This is a genomic window from Aquamicrobium sp. YD-1-mutant5 (assembly GCF_059509755.1).
This window is the reverse complement of sequence record NZ_JCAKKP010000001.1, coordinates 108,545-128,046: the sequence shown is the minus strand read 5'-3', so window position 1 is coordinate 128,046 and position 19,502 is coordinate 108,545. Positions and strand designations below refer to the sequence as shown.

Below are 19,502 nucleotides of genomic sequence, written 5' to 3'. Positions count from 1 at the left end.
TCAGGCCGGATGAAGCGTACGGTTCCGCGCCTGCGATGCCGCCGAGATGACGCCGACCGGCATCAAAGGTTCGAGATGAATGGTGCCCACCGTCTCGCCGTCCTCAAACACCAGCTCCGCATTGTAACGTCGGGCAAGGGCACGCATCGCCGCATTGTGCGGGTGGGTGGTGACAAGAAGTCTGGTGTAGCCAAACCCCCTCGCCTGCTCGATCAGCCGTTCGAACAATTTTCCGCCAAGACCCTGATGCTGAAGGTGACGCTCGACGCTGAAGGCGATTTCAGCCGTAGGCTGGCTTTGATCGGGGCTTTCATGCAGTTCCGCCGCGCCCAGAACCTTGTCGCCTTCCACATAGCCGATCACCGTGGTTCCGGCAGCGGAGGAACGGTACACATAAGATGAAATGAAACTGTCGTCGGCCAGTCCATTGAAGCGATCACGCCGGCTTTCCGAATCGAGCCTGAGAAGATGCTCGCGAAACCTCGGCATATCCGAGGGTCTAAGCTGGCGTATGGTCCCCGTCAGGCGAACGGGGCTGTGAACAGTCTGCTCCATGTCGCACTCCTCTGGGTTCCTCCCTGAGATCGTCCCGACATTCCTGATATTGTGCAACGCAACATAAATATCAAGTCATTGATGTTGCTTATAGACGTACATGAACGGGAAGCTGCCATTCCAAAATGGAAGGGCTCCCGATCTGCCGGTTTTTCGCCTCACCCGCCCTGTGCAAGATAAATCGTGCATTCACGGAGCGGCTGTCGTAAAACGGCCCCATAAAGGTGACCGAAAAAATCATAATTTTTAATGGGCTTGTCTAGAATTATTCCAAGGTATAGGCCATATATAACGCACAGCTTTCCTGCGAGGATGGATCATGCGACTTACGCGCCAGACCAATTACGCCATACGCATCCTGATGTATTGCGCGACCAATGACGGCAAGTTGAGCCGCATACCCGAGATCGCCGCGGCCTACACCGTTTCGGAACTCTTCCTGTTCAAGATCCTTCAGCCGCTCGTCGAGAACGGGCTGGTGGAGACCGTGCGCGGCCGCAATGGCGGCGTGCGCCTTGGCAAGCCGGCAGAGGAAATCACTCTGTTCGACGTGGTGCGCGTCACCGAAGACAACTTCTCGATGGCCGAATGCTTCGACAACGATACGGCCGACTGCCCGCTGATCGACAGCTGCGGCCTCAACGCTGCCCTGCGCGAAGCTCTGGGTGCCTTCTTCGCCGTGCTGGAACGTCACACGATCGCCGATCTCGTCGCTGCCCGCCCGAACATGCGCGAGGCGCTCGGTATCGATGATCTGGCGCCGCGCAATGTTTCCCCGCGCAAGGTCGCAGCCCAGCACAACGTGCCTGCGGCCTGATCGTTCACGGCATACATAGAAAATGAAGCGACCGGCCTTGTGCCGGTCGTTTCGTTTCTAAGCGGCAGATTGAGGAAGGACGAACGGGGTGCCGGGCGCGGGAACTGCCCCCACGCGCAACCGGCAGCCGAAAACGCGCTCGATCATCGAATCACTGAGAACGTCCTGCGGCGCGCCAACCGTGTCGAGCCTTCCGCGATGCATGACATGGATGCGGTCGGCATACATCGAAGCAAGGTTGAGGTCGTGCAATATGGCGACCACCCCGCCCCCGGCCTTCACGAAATCGCGTGCGATGTCCATGATGATGAGCTGGTGCTTGATGTCGAGGCTGGATACGGGCTCATCTAGGAACAGATAGCGCGGCTGGCCATCCAGAACCGGAACCCACACCTGGCACAGCACGCGGGCCAGCTGCACCCGCTGCTGCTCGCCACCTGACAGCTCCTGATAGAAGCGCCCTGCAAAACCTTCCAGATCAACGCGCGCCAGCGCAATTTCCGGAAGCTGCTCAGCCTCCGTGCCGATTATACCCGAACGGCCGCCGGTCAGCCCCATCCTGACGATTTCCCGCACCGTGAAGGGAAAGGACAGAGATGTCGCCTGTGGCAGCACCGCACGTATGCCGGCTGCATCCAGCGGTTTCATCGACCGAAGATCGCGCCCGTTTAAGGCAACCCGCCCTTCATAGGCGAGTTCGCCGCACAAGGCCTTGAGCAGGGTCGTCTTGCCGGAGCCGTTCGGCCCCACAATGGCGACGAGTTCGCCGGGCTTCGCGGAAAAGCCGACACCATGCACGATGCGCGTCGAGCCGATCTGGATGGATATGTCCTGTGCTTCGATCATGCCGGCCTCACAGATCGATGACGCCGCGATTGCGCAGCAATATCCACAGGAAGAACGGAGCGCCTGCAACGGCGGTGACGATGCCGATCGGCAGCTCCGCCGGCGCGACGATCGTGCGTGCCACCGCATCCGCCAGCAGCAGCAACGATGCCCCGAGTAGCGCCGATGCCGGCAGCAGATATCGATTGTCCGGCCCCATGGCCAGACGCAACAGATGCGGCACGACGATGCCGACGAAGCCGATGCCCCCGCTTACCGCCACCGAAGAACCGACGGAGGCGGCAACGCTGACGATCGCGATATATTTGAGTTGCTGCACCGGGATGCCGAGATGGGTGGCGGTCGCCTCGCCCAGCGCCAGCGCGTTCAGCCCGCGCGCCAGAAACGGCGTCGCGGCCATGGCCAGCACCATGATCGGAGCGACGGCGCCAATCTTCAGCCAGGTGGCCCCTGCAAGCGACCCCAGTTGCCAGAAGGTCAGGTCCCGCAACTGGCGGTCATCGGCCACAAACACCAGAATGCCCGTCACCGCACCGGCGAGTGCCGCAAGCGCGATCCCTGCCAGAAGCATGGTGGCAACCGATGTCCGGCCCTGCCGCGTCGCGACCTTGTAAAGAACCAGCGTTGCTGCCAGACCACCGAAGAAGGCGGCTACCGGCAGGGAAAAAGTGCCCATTGCCAGAGTCACCGGAGCCAGCACGGTTCCACCGAGAACGATGATCAGCACGGCGGCAAGACCTGCGCCGGCCGAAACGCCGATGAGCCCGGGATCGGCCAGAGGATTGCGGAAAAGCCCCTGCATCACCGCACCGGATACGGCCAGAGAAGCTCCCACAAGAGCTCCCAGAACCACGCGTGGCAGGCGGACATCGTTGATAATGATGCGGTCGCGAACACTGAGCGCATCATCTGCTGCCCCAAACAGCCATCCGCGCACGACTGCCACGGCAGAGGCATCCGAAGCGCCTGAAGCGAGGCTGAACAGCATGGTCAGAGCAAGAAGAACGCACAGCAGCAGAATAACCAGACGCGCAAGCGCGGATCTGTCACCGGCGACGGCATAACGTTTTACGCCGGCTTCCCCGGCAGCAACTGGATTGGTCATGTGGATTCCGCGCGCTTCAGTCGGCGACTTCTTTGCCGTATAGCGCGACTGCGACGTCACGAACAGCATCCGCAGTGCGAGGGCCAAAACCCAGCATATAGGCGCCGTCCATGCGCACCACTCTGCGGGCCTTGCCGGCAGGCGTGGTGGCAATGATGGGATTGCCGAGAACCTCGTCATCGCCGCTCTGGTGGCCACCGATCTGCCCCATCATCAGGATGACATCCGGACGCGCGTCGACAATCGCTTCTTCGGTCAGCTGCTTGTAGCCGGAATAACCCTCGATGGCGTTCACGGCGCCGGCAAGCTCTATGATGCCATTGGCGGCCGTATCAGCCCCGGAGGCCATGATCTTGCCGCCCTGCGCCGATAGAATGAACAACACGCGCTTGCGGTCTTTAACATTCCCGGTGAGCGCTTTGGCTTCATCGATCTTCGCACCCACCTCGGCGGCAAGTGCATCAGCCTTTTGCTCGACGCCGAGCGCCTTGCCGACTACATCGATCTTGCGGATGATGCCTTCCCGGTCGAACGTCTCGGGGACCTCGATGTAAGGCACGCTGGCCTTTTTCAGCACATCGATCGTCTCCTTGGGGCCACTGCCCTCAAGTGCCAGTATGCCGCCGGGGTTGACGGAAAGAACGCCTTCCGGTGACAACTGGCGCATGTAGCCAACATCCGGCAATTCAAGAGCTTCAGGCGGGAACACGCTGGTCGTGTCGCGCGCAATCAGGCGATCCTGCTCGCCCAGCGCGAAAACGATCTCCGTGATGGAGCCGCCTATGGCGGCAATGCGCGTTGGATCCTCGAATTTCCCGTCGATCTCGGCGGAAGTAGCAGCCAAAGGCGTAAAAGCGGCCATGCACAACAGCATGGCCGCACGCGCAGCGAAACGGGAAAAGATTTTCATTTCAACACCTTCAAGCCGGGACAGACACCGGCACCTTGGGAAGATTCTCGGCAAGGAAGCGCCAGTCGTCACGCTCCATTTCGCCTTCATGGCGCTCGCCAAAGAACTGGATAATTATCCTGCCCTGGGAATCATAGGCTTCAATTGACGTGACGAAACCGTCACGGGTCGGCTTGCGCACCCCCCACACCTCGGCAATGTGGTCGAGTCGCAGATGCAGATGGAACGTCTCGTCCATGACGTTCAGCCACGGCCCCATCGGCTTCACCGACCTGATCGGCCCGGTGTGGATCTGGATGCAGCCATGGTTGCCGACAAAGCACATGATCGGGAGCGCCTCGGCGGCGGCGTGATGCATGAGCGCCGCGACAGCATCCTCATCGACCCGCCACGCATATTCCGGCCCGACAAGGCGCATGGCCTGCAAACGGCTGATCCGAAGCGACCGCAGCATCCCGAAGAACTGGTGCACATCGGTCAGGGCACCCCAGCGCTCGCGCAGTTCCTCGACACGAACGAAAGCCTCGGCCGGCGACGAGGACACCTCCCCGAACACGGGCTCCACTTCCATGCGGGGAAGCTGGTCGTCCACCTGAAGCTCTCCCACCAGCTTGTGGAATGCATACAGATTGGAGGCATTGCGCAGATGGACCTTGTGGACGGCATGTCCGGCACGGTCGAAGAATTGCAGGCTGTGGCGAACCTCGTCGCCGCTGCGCTTTTCGACGGCAAAGCCGTGCGCCCAGACTTTCGGGAAGATGCGCAGATCAATATCCCGGCCAAGCACCAGCGCATTGTGCTCGCCCACCGAAACCTTGTCGTAGACGCCGATCTTCTCGTGAACGGCGCTTTCATTTCGGGTCAGGGCCATCGCTTCGCCAATGCCCTGCAAGCCGCTGAGAACCGACTTCACGTCAGGCCGGATGCGAACGGCTTCATGACCGCAATGCGCCGACAGCAACTCGGCCTCGCTTATGCCAAGCTGCGCCGACAGATCACGCTCGCGCATCCGGGGGTTCTCGATCCGTGCCCGCCTGATCTCATGCGGGCTCGGCTTCACGCGCTGGTCCATTGGCTCTAACCCTCGATGGGGCCAATCACTTGTTGAGGATCAGCTTACCCTGACGGGTAATCTTCAGGCGGTACAGTGCGCCATGATGTTCGATGCCGATCTCATGCTCACCCTGGAACAGGCTGTTGGACGACAGCGTCCTCACGGAAAAGGGCGTGCGCTCGACCCGTACCGGAACGGCCTGGTCTACGCGGCGAACGCGATAGCGGAAGTCGTTGGGAGTGTGCGCAGTCATCGATCTCGATCCCTCTCGTTGGGGGTGGCTAGGGCTGCTCGAACATGATTTTCGATTTCTTGACTCTAATAATCATGTTTTATCACAACTGCAATACCGGACTAAATTAGTCAACATTAAAGGCAAACACCAGTGCAAAAAATGCACTGCAAACCCTTTCCCCGCCCCTCGTGCGGTCTCCTTCGGCCGGAAGCCATTCCCGCTGCTCAGGCAGCCCGTTGCTCAAGGGCCATCGCAGGCGAAAGATCTGTCACGCGCGTGTCATTCCCGAATTATCTGATGGCATCAGTGGAATGCGCTCTCGACAATCGGCTTCCGGGAAGGCAGGGCTTGCCATATCCTGTCCGGATAGTTCAAGTTTTAGACTCTGAACTCTGATCGAGCAATCATGCCGCCGGCCCCGCCGGTCAAAATCGATGATGAACGGCAAGAAAGGTGATGACGACCGTGAGATTCTCCACTCTTTTATCAATCGCGCTCCTTACCAGCGGCACCGTGACGGCGGGCACTGCCTTTGCCCAGGATGCCGCACCGAAATCCGCGCCGGCAGCGCTTTCCCTTGAACTCAATGCCGCCCAGCCATCGGACAAGGGCTGCCGCCTCACCTTCGTCGTGAACAACGGGCTGGGCACGGATCTGACCAAGGCCTCGTTCGAAATCGCGCTTTTCAACGATTCGGGCGTGGTGGACCGCATGACGGTTCTCGACTTCAAAGAGCTGCCGCAGGGCAAGACCAAGGTCAGCCGCTTCGACCTCGCCGGAATCGACTGTGCAAAGATCTCGCGGGCGCTTGTGAACGGTTCCAATGACTGCGCCGGCGATGGTATCGAGCCGACAGCCTGCATGAAGGCTCTTCAGCCCAGCTCGAAGACCGACATCAATTTCGGCGTATAACCGCAGCCTCCGTCGTTCGGAAAGGACAGCCATGTACATTGCCATGAACCGTTTCAAGGTCCTCAAGGGCTCGGAAACGGATTTCGAGAATATCTGGAAGAATCGGGAATCGACGCTGCATGAGATGAAGGGTTTCAGGACCTTCCACCTGCTGCGCGGACCGGTGAACGAGGCCGAGAACTACACGCTTTACGCATCGCATACGGTCTGGGAGAGCGAGGACGATTTCCTCGCCTGGACGAAGTCGCAGAATTTCCGCGATTCGCATCGCAATGCCGGCACCGGCAAGGCGACCACTGTGGGGCATCCCCAGTTTGAAGGTTTTTCGGCCATCGAAGGCGCCTGAGCACCCTCCCTGCGATCTCGCAGCTTATCTTCGGCAAAAGGCTCCGGGATCATGTCCCGGAGCCTTTTCTTTTCCGGATTGCTGCTCAGACGCTCGCGAGCAGGCTGGCATTGCCGCCTGCGGCGGTCGTGTCCACGCACACCGCGCGCTCATGCGCATAGGCGGCCGGATAAATAACCTCCGTGACCAGCGGCACGATCGGCCCCGCCCGCCTTGCCAGCGCGCGGCGAATGGCCCTCGCCTCGTCCCCGCCGCCGGAGAAAGCCACGACATCGACCGGCAGCGACGAAAGCTCATTCGCATCGACGCGCGCATCGAGCGTCGCGATCGGCAATCCCTTGCCGGTCAGCGCCGACAGGGGGGCAGCGGCATCGGCCGACACGGCCAGCACGGCATTGCCGGCGGCCAGCGCCTGAATGGCCTGCGCCAGCAGCGTATCGGCATCGGGACCAAGGCACAGAACCCGTCCGCGCGGCACCAGAGCCAGAGTGTTGGCCTCTCCGGTGGGGCCGGGCAGATCGATCTGTCCGAATTCCAGTCCCGCCGACGCGGCCACCGCCGCAGCCCCCTTGCCGCGCAGATGCTTGCGCAGGATGGCGATGCGGTCCGGCCGGGCGGACCAGCCGCCAAGTGCGGGATCGGGCAGATTGTCCTTCATCTCGGTCGCCACAGCAATGCGCGCCTCGGCAAGCTCAGCGCCAGTCTCCGCTCCCCTGCGGAACCGCCGCAGATAGTGCGGGCCGCCGGCCTTGGGGCCGGTGCCGGAAAGCCCCTCACCGCCGAATGGCTGCGAGCCGACGACCGCGCCGATCTGGTTGCGGTTTACATAGATGTTGCCGGCATGGATGCCGTCGACGAAATGCTGAGCGCGGCCTTCGATGCGGGTATGCAGGCCGAAGGTGAGGCCGTAGCCGCGCGCATTGATCGCCCCGATGACCGAATCGAGCTTGTCGGCGTCGAATGTCGCCACATGCAGCACCGGACCGAACACTTCGCGTTCGATCTCCTCGATGCCGCGCACCGAGATGATATGCGGCGCGATGAAACGGCCGCCTTCCGGCGCATCCAGCTTTGCGACCACCTTGCCGCGGGCCTCCATATCCCGGCAGTAATCGCCGATCGCGCCCTGCGCCTCTGTATCGATCAGCGGCCCGACATCGCTGGAGAGCGCCCACGGATTGCCGAGGCGCAGTTCGTTCATGGCGCCGATGAGCATTTCCTGCACCTTCTTCTCGACATCCTTCTGCACATACAGGATGCGCAGCGCCGAGCAGCGCTGGCCGGCACTCTGGAAGGAAGAGGCGAGAATGTCGCGCACCGCCTGCTCGGGCAGAGCGGTCGAATCGACCACCATGGCGTTGAGCCCGCCGGTCTCGGCAATCAGCATGGCATCGGGCGCCGCCGTCTCGGCAAGCTGCTTTTCGATCAGCTTCGCGACCTCGGTCGAGCCGGTGAAACAGACGCCGGCGATTCGCGGATCGGCCGTCAGCGGACCGCCAACCGAAGGACCATCACCCGGCAGGAGCTGGATCACGTCTTCCGGCACGCCCGCCTCGCGCAGCAGTTCCACGGCGCGATATGCGATCAGCGGCGTCTGTTCGGCAGGCTTTGCGATGACCGCATTGCCGGTAACGAGCGCCGCCGCGATCTGGCCGGTGAAGATGGCCAGCGGGAAATTCCATGGCGAGATACAGGCGATCACGCCGCGCGCCTCTGTCGCGGTTTCGACATTGGCGGCCTCGCAAGCGTAGTAGCGCAGGAAATCCACCGCCTCGCGAAGCTCCGCCACCCCGTCGGCCAGCGTCTTGCCGGCCTCACGGGTGCCAAGCGCGAAGAATTCACCAGCATTTGCCTCGTAAAGATCGGCAGCGCGGCGCAGTATGGCGGAACGCTCCGCGACGGCGCGCGCCGCCCATTCGGGTTGCGCTTTCACCGCGAAGCCCACGGCACTCTTCACCTGCGCTTCGCCGGCCTCAGCCACAGTGCCAACCACTTCCCCGACATTGGCAGGGTTGATGACATCGCTCGTGCTGCCCTTGCCCTTGGCGCGGGTCAGCGGCTTCGCCTGCCATGTATGCGGGGCAGCGAAAGGCGCCCTCGCCTTTTCGAGCGCCTCCAGCGTCACGACATCGGTGATGTCCCAGCCTTTTGCGTTGCGGCGATCAGCGCCGAAGATTGCCAACGGCTTCGCAATGTTCGGATTGGCGGCAGACCCCTGCGTCTCCACGATTTCCAGCGGATCGCGGGCGATGGCCTCCGGCGGCACCGCCTCGTCGGTCAACTGGTGGACGAAGGAGGAATTGGCGCCGTTTTCCAGCAAGCGGCGCACCAGATAGGCCAGCAGGTCGGAATGCGCGCCGACGGGCGCATAGATGCGGCAGCGCGTGCCCTCGGCCTTGCGCACGGCCTCATGCAACTGCTCGCCCATGCCGTGCAGGCGCTGGAACTCGAAGCACTCCCGGTTCGGAGCCATGGACAGGATCGCGGCAACCGTATGGGCGTTGTGGGTGGCGAACTGCGGATAGATGCGGTCGGTCATCGACAACAGCTTCTTCGCGCAGGCCATGTAGGAAACGTCCGTATTGGCCTTGCGCGTGAAGACCGGATATCCGGCCAAGCCCATGACCTGCGCGCGCTTGATCTCGGTGTCCCAGTAAGCGCCCTTCACCAGCCGCACCATAATGTTGCGGTCAAGCTTGTTTGCAAGCGCATACAGCCAGTCGATGGCGAAGGCGCAGCGCGGGCCGTAGGCCTGCACGACGACGCCGAATCCGTTCCAGCCGGCAAGGCGCTCGTCGGCCAGCACCAGTTCGATGACATCGAGCGACAGGTCGAGGCGGTCGGCCTCCTCGGCATCGATGTTGAGGCCCATATTGGCCTTCTTCGCCGCCAGCGCCAGCGACAGCAGCCGCTCTGCCATCACCGGCAGCATGGTTTCCCGTTGCGCCACCTCATAGCGCGGATGAATGGCCGAAAGCTTCACCGAAATGCCGTGGTTTTTGCGGATGTCGGCGCCGTTGGCCGGCTTGTCGAGCGCGGCGATCGCATCCGCATAGGCCTTGAGATAGCGCTGGGCGTCCGCCTCGGTACGGGCCGCCTCGCCCAGCATGTCGAAGGAATAGAGATAACCCTTGTCGGTCATCGACTTGCCGCGCTTCATCGCCTCGGCGATGGTGCGGCCGAGCACGAACTGCTCGCCCATCTCGCGCATGGCTGCCGCCACCGCCTTGCGGATGACGGGCTCTCCCAGACGGCGAACCATGGAGCGCAGCGTCTTTTCGATGCCGCTCTCGCCTTCTTCCAGAACCCGCCCGGTCAGCATCAATGCCCATGTGGAAGCGTTGACGAAGATCGAGGAAGACGAGCCCGAATGCGCGGACCAGTCATGCGGAGCAATCTTGTCGGCGATCAGATCGTCCATGGTTTCGGCATCCGGCACGCGCAGCAGCGCTTCGGCCAGACACATCAGCGCCACGCCTTCCTTGGTGGAAAGGCCGTAGGCCGAGAGAAAGACTTCCATCAGCCGCGGATCGGACGAACCGCGTACGGCCTTGACGAGGTCTACGGCACGCCGGGTGATCGCCGCGCGCTCTTCGGTTGACAGAGCGACGGCTTCGACCAGCCGTTTAACGGCGGCATCCTCATCGGGGAGATAATTGGCGCGGATCTGCTGGCGAATAGGTGCAAGGGTCGGCATGGCGTTCCTGTCGAAACAGAGGCAAATCTCAACGGTCTGGCGGCCGCCACGACCGATATGAGGAACCTAGCACGAGCCCATGGAATTAGCCGGTCCAATTATCTCGACGAAATGGTCATTATGAACTATGAGAATGCCTTTATTTTATCATATTGGACTACCAAATTCGATATGGAAGACCAACTGGACCGCATCGATCGCAACATTCTCTTTGCTCTCGCGCAGGAGGCACGGCTTTCCATGGCCGAACTGGCGGCAAAAGTCGGCCTTTCCAAAACACCGGTGCAGGCACGCGTCAGGAAGCTTGAGAATGAGGGCTTCATCCGCGGCTACAGCGCCATCATCGACCGTGAGCGCATGGGTGAAGGCCATGTCGCCTTCGTGCAGGTGAAACTATCGGACACGCGCTCCGCCGCCCTCGACGAATTCAACCGCGCAGTCCAGGCCGTTCGCGAGATCGAGCAGTGCCACATGATGGCTGCGAGCTTCGATTATCTGCTGAAGGTCCGCACCCGCGACATCGCCAGCTATCGTCGCGTGCTGGGCGAGCGCATATCGGCCCTGCCGCATGTGGCGCAGACCTCGACCTTCGTCGCCATGGAAACGGTCAAGGACAGGTAGAAAGTCGTCTTTTCAAATACTTACAGGACAACGTTGAAAATGACGCTGTCGGTTCCGGCCGCCGCAAATATCCACAGGCGCAGTTGCCACCAGCCCGGCGTCGGAAATTTCACGCCCTGAATACGGTAGCTGCCGCCGCCCAGATAGTCGGTCGCCTGCGGGCTGGTCGGAAGGCCCTGATTCTGCTCCGCCATGCCGCCGGAAACGTGAATCGCCGCGTTTTCGACCGGCTGACCGGATTTCATCCTGATCGTTACCAGCCAGGCCTGCGTTTCGCCAAGGCGTACCGCACCCGCTTCCGGTTTCATGGAAACGCTGAACAATCCTCTTTCGCTGGATTTTGCGCGCGCCAGCTCGTTGCCGCCTGCTCCTCCCGCATATCCGGACAGATAGGCGGCAGCGATAACAGCGATGAGCACAGCCGTGATGGCGGCTGAAATGAGAAGATAGCGTCCCAGGGATGCCAAAAACGTCGTCCCGGCCAAAAAATGAAACCCGCTTGCCCGGCAAGCCGGATGTCGCATGGATTATATGGAATTCATGGTTTCCACGACAAGCGGACATCCGCTCCATCGCAACGAAAAAGGGCGCACCGAAGTGCGCCCTGATCCGGATGAAAGGCTGTTTTAAAGCCCCAGTCCGCCGATGCAGACATATTTCGTGTCGAGATAGTCGTCCATGCCCTGATGGCCGCCCTCCCGCCCAAGGCCGGATTCCTTGACACCGCCGAACGGCGCTTCCGGCGTGGTGATGATGCCTTCATTGACGCCGACCATGCCGTATTTCAGGCCTTCCATCACGCGGAAGGCACGGCCCAGATCACCGGTGTAGAAATAGCAGGCAAGGCCGAACTCGGTGTCGTTGGCGAGCGCGATAGCTTCTTCCTCACTCCCGAATTTGAACACCGGCGCCAGCGGCCCAAAGATTTCTTCCTTCATGAACTTCATCTGCGGTGTCGCTCCCGACACCACGGTCGGCTGGAAGAAAGAGCCGCCCAGTTCATGGCGCTTGCCGCCGGTGACGACCTTGCCGCCCTTGGCAACCGCGTCCTCGATGAATTCCTCGACCTTCTCGACCGCATTGACGTCGATCAGCGGCCCCTGCTGCACACCCTCGTCGAGCCCCGAACCGACCTTGAGCGCGGCCGAAGCCTCGGCGAGCTTTTCCACGAACGCGTCATAGATGCCGGCCTGCACGAAGAAGCGGTTGGTGCACACGCAGGTCTGGCCCGAGTTGCGGAACTTGGCCGCGATCGCGCCCTGCACCGCGCGGTCGAGATCGGCATCGTCGAACACCAGGAACGGCGCGTTGCCACCGAGTTCCATCGACACCTTCTTCACCGTCGATGCGCATTTTTCGATCAGCATCTTGCCGACCTCGGTCGAGCCCGTGAAGGTCAGCTTCTTGACCAGCGGGTTGGCGCAGATCTCATCGCCAATGGCGCCGGCCGAGCCGGTCACGATGTTGACCACGCCTTTGGGGAAACCCACTTCCTCGCACAGCGCGCCCCAAGCGAGGCCGGAGTAAGGCGTCTGGGAAGCCGGCTTGACGACCGCGGTGCAGCCGGCGGCAAGCGCGGGGCCAAGCTTGCGCGACAGCATGGAGGACGGGAAGTTCCACGGCGTGATGGCGGCGATGACGCCCACCGGCTCCTTCGTCACCAGTACGCGGCGATCCGCCCACGGAGAAGGCACCACATCGCCATAGGCGCGGCGAGCCTCTTCGGCGAACCACAGCACATAGGCGGCGGAAGAGCCCACCTCGCCCTTCGCCTCGGTCAGCGACTTGCCCTGCTCCATGGTCAGCAGTTCGGCCAGCGCGTCCTGATTGTCCATGATGGCGTCGTGCAGCTTGCGCAGCAGCTTGGAGCGCTCCAGCGCCGAGGTCTTGCGGAACGACAGGAACGCTTCCTGTGCGGCGGCAATAGCGCGGCGGGTTTCGGCAGCGCCCGATTTCGGCACGGTGCCGATCTTGAGGCCGGTGGCCGGGTTTATCACATCGATGGTCTGGCCGGAATCCGCCTGCACCCATTCTCCGTTGATGAGATTGGCCTGCTTCATGAAATGGCTGGTCTTCTGGAGCATGGTGTGGCCTCCGCTTGGCGCTCTCCTGAGCGCAAATGTCAAAAAAATTCATGGAACGACGCGCTTCGGGAGCAGGCGTCACAGGTGGTATTATCCCAAGGTAAGCACCGCGATCAACCGTCGCGCTATTCTTTGCGCTGGTCCAGCGATATCGGCTTCATCCGAATATGCAGCCCGCCACCAGCAGCCACGCAGACGTCGTCATCACCGCCATGAGCGTCGACAGTGTCATCTGGTTCGAGGCCAGCCCCTGTCCCGTGCCGAACTGCGTTGCGATCAGATAGGAGTTCACGCCTGCAGGCAACGAAGCAGCCACCACGGCCACTTTCGCCGCAAGGGGCGGCAGGCCGAACAGAATTGCGAATATGAGCGCCAGTCCCGGCATCAGCACCAGCTTGACGGCCGACAAGGCCAGTGCGGGACGCAGATTGCCGGAAATGCCGAATGCTTTCAGCCCGGCGCCCATGGAAAACAGCGCTATCGGGCCCGCTATATCGGCAAAGGCATCGACCAGCCGCCCGGCGACGGATGGCAACTCCCAGCCGGTAAAACGCCATGCCAGACCTGAAAGTATTCCCACGATCAGCGGGTTTGCAAACAGCCGGCCGAGAAAGCTGCGCAGGACGCGCGCCGGATGCAGTTCACCATCGCCCTCCCCGAACAGCTCGAACAGAATGATCGAAGCCATCATCATCACCGGCAGATGCACGGCGATCAGAAGCGAGATCACATCGGTTCACGGCTGGCCGAAGATGCCGGAAATCAGCGGAATTCCCAGCAGAACGAGATTGGAAAATGAAGAGGAAACACCACCGATAACACCGACGCGCGCATCCCTGCCCAGCCAGCGCGTCATGATCAGATGGCCACTGGTCCAGGTAAGGGCAATGGCGCTGAAATAGACGACCCACAGCAGCCATGGTGCGGCGCCATGAAAATCCACTTTCGACAGCGTTCGAAACAGCAGAACGGGCATGGCGACGCCCACCGCGAACTGGCCAAGCATTTCGCCGGCACCCGCCTTGAGGTAATTGCTCCAGGCAGCGACATATCCAATCGCGACGAGACCGAAGACATAAAGAATGGTCTCTATCAGTTGCGACATGTCGTTCCGGTCACATCCACGTCATTGTTCCCCACAGCGCCTCAGTTGCGGATAGAAAGAGATAGTCGATTCGCGCGCAAAGCCCGCCTTCTTGTTTTTCAAAGGGGTTTGCCGTCCCTATATATGTCCGGAATCGAAACGGGAATGCTTATGCTCCGGTATGTAATCCTTCTGCTCGCGCTGCTGTCTCCTCTCCCGGCCCTCGCCACCGATGCAGGCTGGGCGGCGTTGCGCGAGGGCGGGCACGTCGTTCTGCTGCGCCACGCCATGATCAGCGGAACCACGGAACCGGCCAATTTCGACATCGACAAATGCAACACCCAGCGCAACCTGTCGGATCGTGGCAGACAGCAGGCGCGCAAGATCGGCGCACTGTTCGGCGCGCGCGCCGCGCGTGTGGAACGGGTGGAATCGAGCCGCTATTGCCGGGCGCTGGAAACCGCACGCCTCGCCTTCGGCATCCAGCCGGAAGCACTGGAAGCCCTCGACCCGCTAAGCGACGACGCGGAGGCCCGCGCCCGGCAAAAAGAGATGATCCTCGAACAGATCCGCACCTATTCAGGCTCGGACCTTCTCGTCCTCGTGACCCACCTGGAAAACATCCAGGAAATCACCGGCGTTTCTCCCCGCGAGGGAGAAGTCGTCATCGTTGCTCCGCAGGGGGACGGGGTGCGGGTTCTGGGCCGCGTGGTATTCTGAGGTCGTCAGGCCGTCGCGGCAACGAACTTCAGCACACCGGCTATCCCTGATCCTTTTCGGGCTCCGTCCGAAGGGTGATTGATGCCATCGGTCACCACAATTTCGGCGAAGTCGAACGGGCTCACCCCCTGAAGGCAGGCGGCATTCACGCCGAACTCGTTCGGGTTGGAACGCCTCTGGTGATGGGTGTAGATGCCGCAGACCGAACAGAAATAGTGTTTCGCGGTGCCCGTGTTGAACTGGTAGAGGGTGAGCTTGTCCTGACCGCTGAGAATATCGAGGTCACCAAGTTCGGCGGTTACGGCGACCGCGCCGCGCATGCGGCAGTAGGAGCAGGTGCAGCGGCGCGCGGAGTGCAGCCCGTCCCGCAAGCGCACATGGAACCGGACGGCGCCGCAATGACAGGCGCCATCGGCCTCCCGAATATCAAGGCTGGTCATTGCAATCTCCTTCGCGCGAACCGACATAGGCCTGCATGAAAAGGCATTCGCTACCGACCCGCAACCGTGCGCCGGCCGTGGGCATGGCACATTCGGCCTTTTCCTGTCGGCAAAAACCGACTAGACAGCGCCCAAACACCTGAATTCAGCTTTGGCCGAAAATCGTAAGGAAAAGCCTCTTGTCAACCACGTTCGATAAAGTCGCCAAGATCATTGCCGAGACCAGCGAAATCGATCTCGACACCATCACCCCCGAAAGCCACACCATCGACGATCTCGGCATCGACAGCCTCGACTTCCTCGACATCGTGTTCGCCATCGACAAGGAATTCGGCATCAAGGTTCCGCTTGAGAAGTGGACCCAGGAGGTCAACGACGGCAAGGCCTCGACCGACGAGTATTTCGTCATGAAGAATCTCTGCGCCAAGATTGACGGGCTGATCGCCGCCAAGGGCGCCTGAGCCTGAAATCGGCACACAGGATCGGCAAAGCCTTATGAGCGCTCGCGACGTCGTCATCACCGGCATTGGCCTCGTCTCCTCTCTGGGAGAAGGTGCTGATGCGCATTGGCAGAAACTGTCCGCCCCTGGCATGAAGCCGGTGGTGGATAGCGAGCGCTTCGCACCCTACACGATCCATCCCCTGCCCGAGATCGACTGGAGCCTGCAGATTGCCAAGCGTGGCGACCAGCGCCAGATGGAAACATGGCAGCGCCTCGGCACCTACGTTGCCGGCCTTGCGCTCGCGGATGCCGGTATCCGCGACAACGAAGACCTGTGCGCAACCATGGATATGGTGGTGGCGGCAGGCGGCGGCGAACGCGATGTGGCCGTCGATTCCGACATTCTGGCCGCGTCCGAACAGCGTGACGACTTCGATGTCCTGCTCAACGAGAAGCTGACCACCGAACTGCGCCCCACCCTCTTCCTCGCACAGCTTTCCAATCTGCTGGCTGGCAACATCTCGATCGTTCACAAGGTTACCGGCTCTTCGCGCACCTTCATGGGCGAGGAAGGTGCCGGCGTCTCGGCGATCGAGACGGCAGCCGCCCGCATCCGCTCCGGACAGTCGACCCACATGCTGGTTGGCGGCGCCTTCCAGACCGAGCATCCCGATATGCTGCTGGGCTACGAGCTCGCAGGCTATCTGCATCGCGGCGACTGGAAACCGGTCTGGCAAAGGCAGGATGCGGAAGGCGGCGGTATCGTCTCCGGCTCCGGCGGCGCCTTCCTCGTGCTGGAAAGCCGCGAGCATGCCGAGAAACGTGGACAGCGCATCTATGCAACGCTCGGCCCCGTGGCCAGTGGCCGCGCCCGCCGCGACAAGGGCGAGCTGGCCTCTGCCATCGGCAAGCTGCTCAATGTCACCGACCTGCCCGCTGAGGGTTTCCTGGCCATTTCCGGTGCATCCGGCGCCCACAAGGCGACGGAGACGGAAAAAGTTGCCTTCGACGAAAAGGACAATGTCGCGCTGCGCGCCTTCTCGACACTGACCGGCCACCTCAAGGAAGCGCAGTTCCCGTTCGCGGTGGCGCTTGCGGCTCTTGCCGTCAGCAACAGGGCCTCCTATCCGGCTTTCGAAGCGGATGAGAAGCCTTTCGAGGGGCAGCTGAAATCCGTTCTGGCAACGACCATCGGCTATCACCATTTCGAGGGCATGGCGCTGGTCAGCGCCCTCGACTGAAGTCCGGAGCCTGGCATGACGAAATTCACGGATCATCTTGGACGTCCCGTCGTCGCCGTCACCGGCATCGGCGTCGTAACCTCGCTCGGCGTCGGCAAGAAGGACAACTGGGAAGCGCTGACAGCCGGCAGGTCCGGCATTCATCCCATCACCCGCTTCCCGGTCGATCATCTCAACACCCGCATCGCCGGCACCGTCGATTTTCTCGCCTCGTCCTCAAAGGGCGCGAGCGCGCTGACCTATGAGCTGGCCGAAACGGCGGCTGAGGAAGCCGTGGCCGAGGCGGGCCTCGCCATCGATGATTTCGGCGGCCCCCTGTTCCTCGCCTCCCCGCCGGTCGAACTGGACTGGCACGACCGGCTGGCGCTCTACAGGAACGGCGACGACAAGCCAGCGCCGGATCGGCTTCTGGAAGTAGCGCGCAACCTCAATTCGCTGGAAATGTTCGATTCTTCGCAGTTCGCGACGATTGCCGACAGGCTGGCGGACCGTTTCGGTGCGACCGGCCTGCCGATCACGCTGTCGACCGCCTGCGCCTCCGGTGCGACCGCCATCCAGCTTGGCGTCGAGGCGATCCGGCGCGGCGAAGCCAACCGCGCCCTATCCATCGGTGCGGATGGTTCGGCAACCGCCGAGGCGCTGATCCGTTTCTCGCTGCTGTCGGCGCTGTCCACCAGCAACGATGCGCCGGAAAAGGCATCAAAGCCCTTCTCGAAGGACCGCGACGGCTTCGTTCTGGCTGAAGGCTCCGCTGCACTGGTGCTGGAATCGCTGGAAGCCGCGACGGCGCGAGGAGCCACCGTGCTGGGCATCATCCGCGGTTGCGGTGAAAAGGCCGACGACTTCCACCGCACCCGCTCCAAGCCGGATGCTTCACCGGCCATCGCCGCCGTGCGTGCAGCCCTTGACGATGCGGGACTTGGCGAGGATGGAATCGACTACGTCAACGCCCACGGCACCTCGACGCCTGAAAACGACAAGATGGAACATCTGTCGCTTTCGACCGTATTCGGCGAGCACATCAACCGCATGCTGGTCTCATCCAACAAGTCGATGATCGGCCACACGCTCTCCGCCGCCGGCGCGATCGAGGCCGCGTTCTCGATCATGACCATGCGCGAGGGCGTCATTCCGCCGACCATCAACTATGACAATCCCGACCCTGCGATCACATTCGACGTCGTGCCGAATGTGAAGCGGGAAGCCGAGGTCCGCACGGTGCTGTCGAACTCCTTCGGGTTTGGCGGCCAGAACACCTGCCTTGTCATGGCGCGGGAACCTGTCTAATTCCTCTTTTCTGAATTCGTTCTTGGGAATGGGGCGGCCTAGCCGCCCATTCTGTTATGGATAGGGAGCGTCGTTCGATGCGCGCACTGCAACTCATCGAGGATCGCCGTCTGGAGACGGTGGACATCGCCCCGCCCCCCGCTCCCGGACAGGGTGAGGTGACGCTGCGCATCAGGGCCGTCGCCCTCAACCACATCGACGTCTGGGGCTGGCGCGGCATGGCCTTCGCCAAGCGCAAGCTGCCGCTGACCGTCGGCGCGGAAGCCTCCGGCGAGGTCGAGGCAGTCGGCCCCGGCGTATCGAACCTGCTGCCCGGCCAGCTCGTTTCCATCTATGGCGCGCGCACCTGCGGCCTGTGCCGCGCCTGCCGCGAGAAGCGCGACAATCGGTGCGAGCACGTCTCCGGCGTGCATGGTTTCCACCTCGACGGCTTCGCGCAGGAGAAGATCAATCTGCCGGCCCGCCTTCTGGTGCCCGCCCCGCCCGGTGTCGACGCCATTGGCGCCGCCGTCGCGCCCGTCACCTTCGGCACCGTCGAGCACATGCTGTTTGACAACGCGAAGCTGGAGCCCGGCGAGACGATCCTGATTCATGCCGGCGGGTCCGGCATCGGCTCTGCCGCCATCCAGCTTGCCAAGAAAATGGGCTGCACCGTCATCACCACGGTCGGCTCCAACGACAAGATCGAGAAGGCGAAGGCGCTCGGCGCCGATCACGTCATCAACTACCGCGAGGACCGCTTCGAAGGCGTCGTGCGCAAGCTCACGAAGAAGAAGGGCGTTGACGTCGTGTTCGAGCATGTCGGCAAGGACACATGGGCCGGCTCGATGCTCAGCCTGAAGCGCGGCGGCCGTCTCGTCACCTGCGGCTCCACCTCCGGTGTTTCGACCGACATGAACCTGATGATGCTGTTCCAGCAGCAGCTCAAGCTGCTCGGCTCCTTCGGCTGCCGCATGGAGAACATGGCCAATGCCATGCAGAAGATGGCCGCCGGCCTCGTTCATCCGGTGATCGATACCGCCGTCGATTTCGACGGCATCGACGCGGCGCTGAAGCGCATGGAAGGCCGCGACGTGTTCGGCAAGATCATCCTCAACGTCGGCTGA

Annotated in this window: 19 protein-coding genes and 1 pseudogene; 9 read left to right on the top strand and 11 right to left on the bottom strand. The window is 62.0% G+C overall.

What is annotated here, in order from left to right:
- Complete coding sequence (locus AC5XE7_RS00585; RefSeq protein ID WP_239798974.1) at positions 1-555, bottom strand: GNAT family N-acetyltransferase; 555 nt, start codon at positions 553-555, stop codon at positions 1-3.
- 319 nt (positions 556-874) lie between these two features.
- Between AC5XE7_RS00585 and rirA the strand changes: the two genes are divergently transcribed.
- Positions 875-1,372: an iron-responsive transcriptional regulator RirA gene (gene rirA / locus AC5XE7_RS00580; protein ID WP_183830763.1), complete on the top strand. Its 498-nt coding sequence runs from the start codon at positions 875-877 to the stop codon at positions 1,370-1,372.
- 57 nt (positions 1,373-1,429) lie between these two features.
- Here the strand turns inward: rirA and AC5XE7_RS00575 are convergent, their stop codons facing one another.
- From AC5XE7_RS00575 to hemP, 5 genes are read right to left on the bottom strand one after another with little or no spacing between them, the layout of a single operon-like run.
- The gene (locus AC5XE7_RS00575; protein WP_495364560.1) at positions 1,430-2,218 is read right to left on the bottom strand and encodes a heme ABC transporter ATP-binding protein; all 789 of its coding nucleotides are present in this window, start codon (positions 2,216-2,218) and stop codon (positions 1,430-1,432) included.
- Positions 2,219-2,225: 7 nt separating this feature from the next.
- Positions 2,226-3,323 carry a FecCD family ABC transporter permease gene (locus AC5XE7_RS00570; RefSeq protein WP_287944712.1) on the bottom strand — a complete coding sequence of 366 codons (1,098 nt, stop codon included), beginning with the start codon at positions 3,321-3,323 and terminating at the stop codon, positions 2,226-2,228.
- A gap of 16 nt (positions 3,324-3,339) precedes the next feature.
- On the bottom strand, positions 3,340-4,233 hold the full coding sequence (locus AC5XE7_RS00565) for a heme/hemin ABC transporter substrate-binding protein (RefSeq protein WP_495364561.1): 894 nt from the start codon (positions 4,231-4,233) through the stop codon (positions 3,340-3,342).
- Positions 4,234-4,243: 10 nt separating this feature from the next.
- Positions 4,244-5,305 carry a hemin-degrading factor gene (locus AC5XE7_RS00560; protein ID WP_495364562.1) on the bottom strand — a complete coding sequence of 354 codons (1,062 nt, stop codon included), beginning with the start codon at positions 5,303-5,305 and terminating at the stop codon, positions 4,244-4,246.
- Positions 5,306-5,330: 25 nt separating this feature from the next.
- Positions 5,331-5,540 (bottom strand): hemin uptake protein HemP, encoded by a 210-nt coding sequence (gene hemP, locus AC5XE7_RS00555; RefSeq protein WP_239798980.1) that lies wholly within the window; start codon positions 5,538-5,540, stop codon positions 5,331-5,333.
- Positions 5,541-5,978: 438 nt separating this feature from the next.
- Here hemP and AC5XE7_RS00550 point away from each other — a divergent pair, with 438 nt between their 5' ends.
- Both AC5XE7_RS00550 and hmuQ read left to right on the top strand, forming a co-directional pair.
- A complete protein-coding gene (locus AC5XE7_RS00550) occupies positions 5,979-6,434 on the top strand; it encodes a hypothetical protein (RefSeq protein ID WP_495364563.1) in 456 nt (151 codons plus the stop codon).
- A 31-nt stretch (positions 6,435-6,465) separates the two neighbouring features.
- Positions 6,466-6,780, top strand: a complete 315-nt coding sequence (gene hmuQ / locus AC5XE7_RS00545; RefSeq protein ID WP_183830778.1) for a heme-degrading protein HmuQ — start codon at positions 6,466-6,468, stop codon at positions 6,778-6,780.
- A gap of 85 nt (positions 6,781-6,865) precedes the next feature.
- On the opposite strand, the gene putA is transcribed toward hmuQ, so the two are convergent.
- Complete coding sequence (putA, locus tag AC5XE7_RS00540) at positions 6,866-10,477, bottom strand: bifunctional proline dehydrogenase/L-glutamate gamma-semialdehyde dehydrogenase PutA (RefSeq protein WP_495364564.1); 3,612 nt, start codon at positions 10,475-10,477, stop codon at positions 6,866-6,868.
- 171 nt (positions 10,478-10,648) lie between these two features.
- Between putA and AC5XE7_RS00535 the strand changes: the two genes are divergently transcribed.
- Positions 10,649-11,098, top strand: a complete 450-nt coding sequence (locus tag AC5XE7_RS00535) for an Lrp/AsnC family transcriptional regulator (protein ID WP_183830782.1) — start codon at positions 10,649-10,651, stop codon at positions 11,096-11,098.
- A gap of 20 nt (positions 11,099-11,118) precedes the next feature.
- Here AC5XE7_RS00535 and AC5XE7_RS00530 read toward each other — a convergent pair whose 3' ends face one another.
- The 3 genes and pseudogenes from AC5XE7_RS00530 to AC5XE7_RS00520 form a co-directional block, all read right to left on the bottom strand.
- On the bottom strand, positions 11,119-11,565 hold the full coding sequence (locus AC5XE7_RS00530; RefSeq protein ID WP_287946581.1) for a FixH family protein: 447 nt from the start codon (positions 11,563-11,565) through the stop codon (positions 11,119-11,121).
- Positions 11,566-11,724: 159 nt separating this feature from the next.
- Positions 11,725-13,182, bottom strand: coding sequence for an NAD-dependent succinate-semialdehyde dehydrogenase (locus AC5XE7_RS00525; protein ID WP_287946583.1), 1,458 nt, complete (start codon positions 13,180-13,182; stop codon positions 11,725-11,727).
- A gap of 157 nt (positions 13,183-13,339) precedes the next feature.
- A pseudogene (locus AC5XE7_RS00520) lies at positions 13,340-14,287 on the bottom strand (AEC family transporter).
- A 150-nt stretch (positions 14,288-14,437) separates the two neighbouring features.
- Here AC5XE7_RS00520 and AC5XE7_RS00515 point away from each other — a divergent pair.
- Positions 14,438-14,986: a histidine phosphatase family protein gene (locus tag AC5XE7_RS00515; protein WP_239798988.1), complete on the top strand. Its 549-nt coding sequence runs from the start codon at positions 14,438-14,440 to the stop codon at positions 14,984-14,986.
- A gap of 5 nt (positions 14,987-14,991) precedes the next feature.
- Here AC5XE7_RS00515 and AC5XE7_RS00510 read toward each other — a convergent pair whose 3' ends face one another.
- Positions 14,992-15,426: a GFA family protein gene (locus tag AC5XE7_RS00510; RefSeq protein WP_495364565.1), complete on the bottom strand. Its 435-nt coding sequence runs from the start codon at positions 15,424-15,426 to the stop codon at positions 14,992-14,994.
- Positions 15,427-15,605: 179 nt separating this feature from the next.
- On the opposite strand from AC5XE7_RS00510, the gene AC5XE7_RS00505 reads away from it, so the two are divergent.
- The 4 genes from AC5XE7_RS00505 (at position 15,606) to AC5XE7_RS00490 (ending at position 19,502) form a co-directional block, all read left to right on the top strand.
- Positions 15,606-15,887 (top strand): acyl carrier protein, encoded by a 282-nt coding sequence (locus tag AC5XE7_RS00505; protein ID WP_183830795.1) that lies wholly within the window; start codon positions 15,606-15,608, stop codon positions 15,885-15,887.
- Positions 15,888-15,921: 34 nt separating this feature from the next.
- Entirely contained in the window at positions 15,922-17,109 is a 1,188-nt protein-coding gene (locus tag AC5XE7_RS00500) for a beta-ketoacyl-ACP synthase (RefSeq protein ID WP_495364566.1), read from the top strand.
- A 15-nt stretch (positions 17,110-17,124) separates the two neighbouring features.
- Positions 17,125-18,396 carry a beta-ketoacyl-ACP synthase gene (locus AC5XE7_RS00495; RefSeq protein WP_183830799.1) on the top strand — a complete coding sequence of 424 codons (1,272 nt, stop codon included), beginning with the start codon at positions 17,125-17,127 and terminating at the stop codon, positions 18,394-18,396.
- Between the two features lie 77 nt (positions 18,397-18,473).
- On the top strand, positions 18,474-19,502 hold the full coding sequence (locus AC5XE7_RS00490; RefSeq protein ID WP_495364567.1) for a zinc-binding dehydrogenase: 1,029 nt from the start codon (positions 18,474-18,476) through the stop codon (positions 19,500-19,502).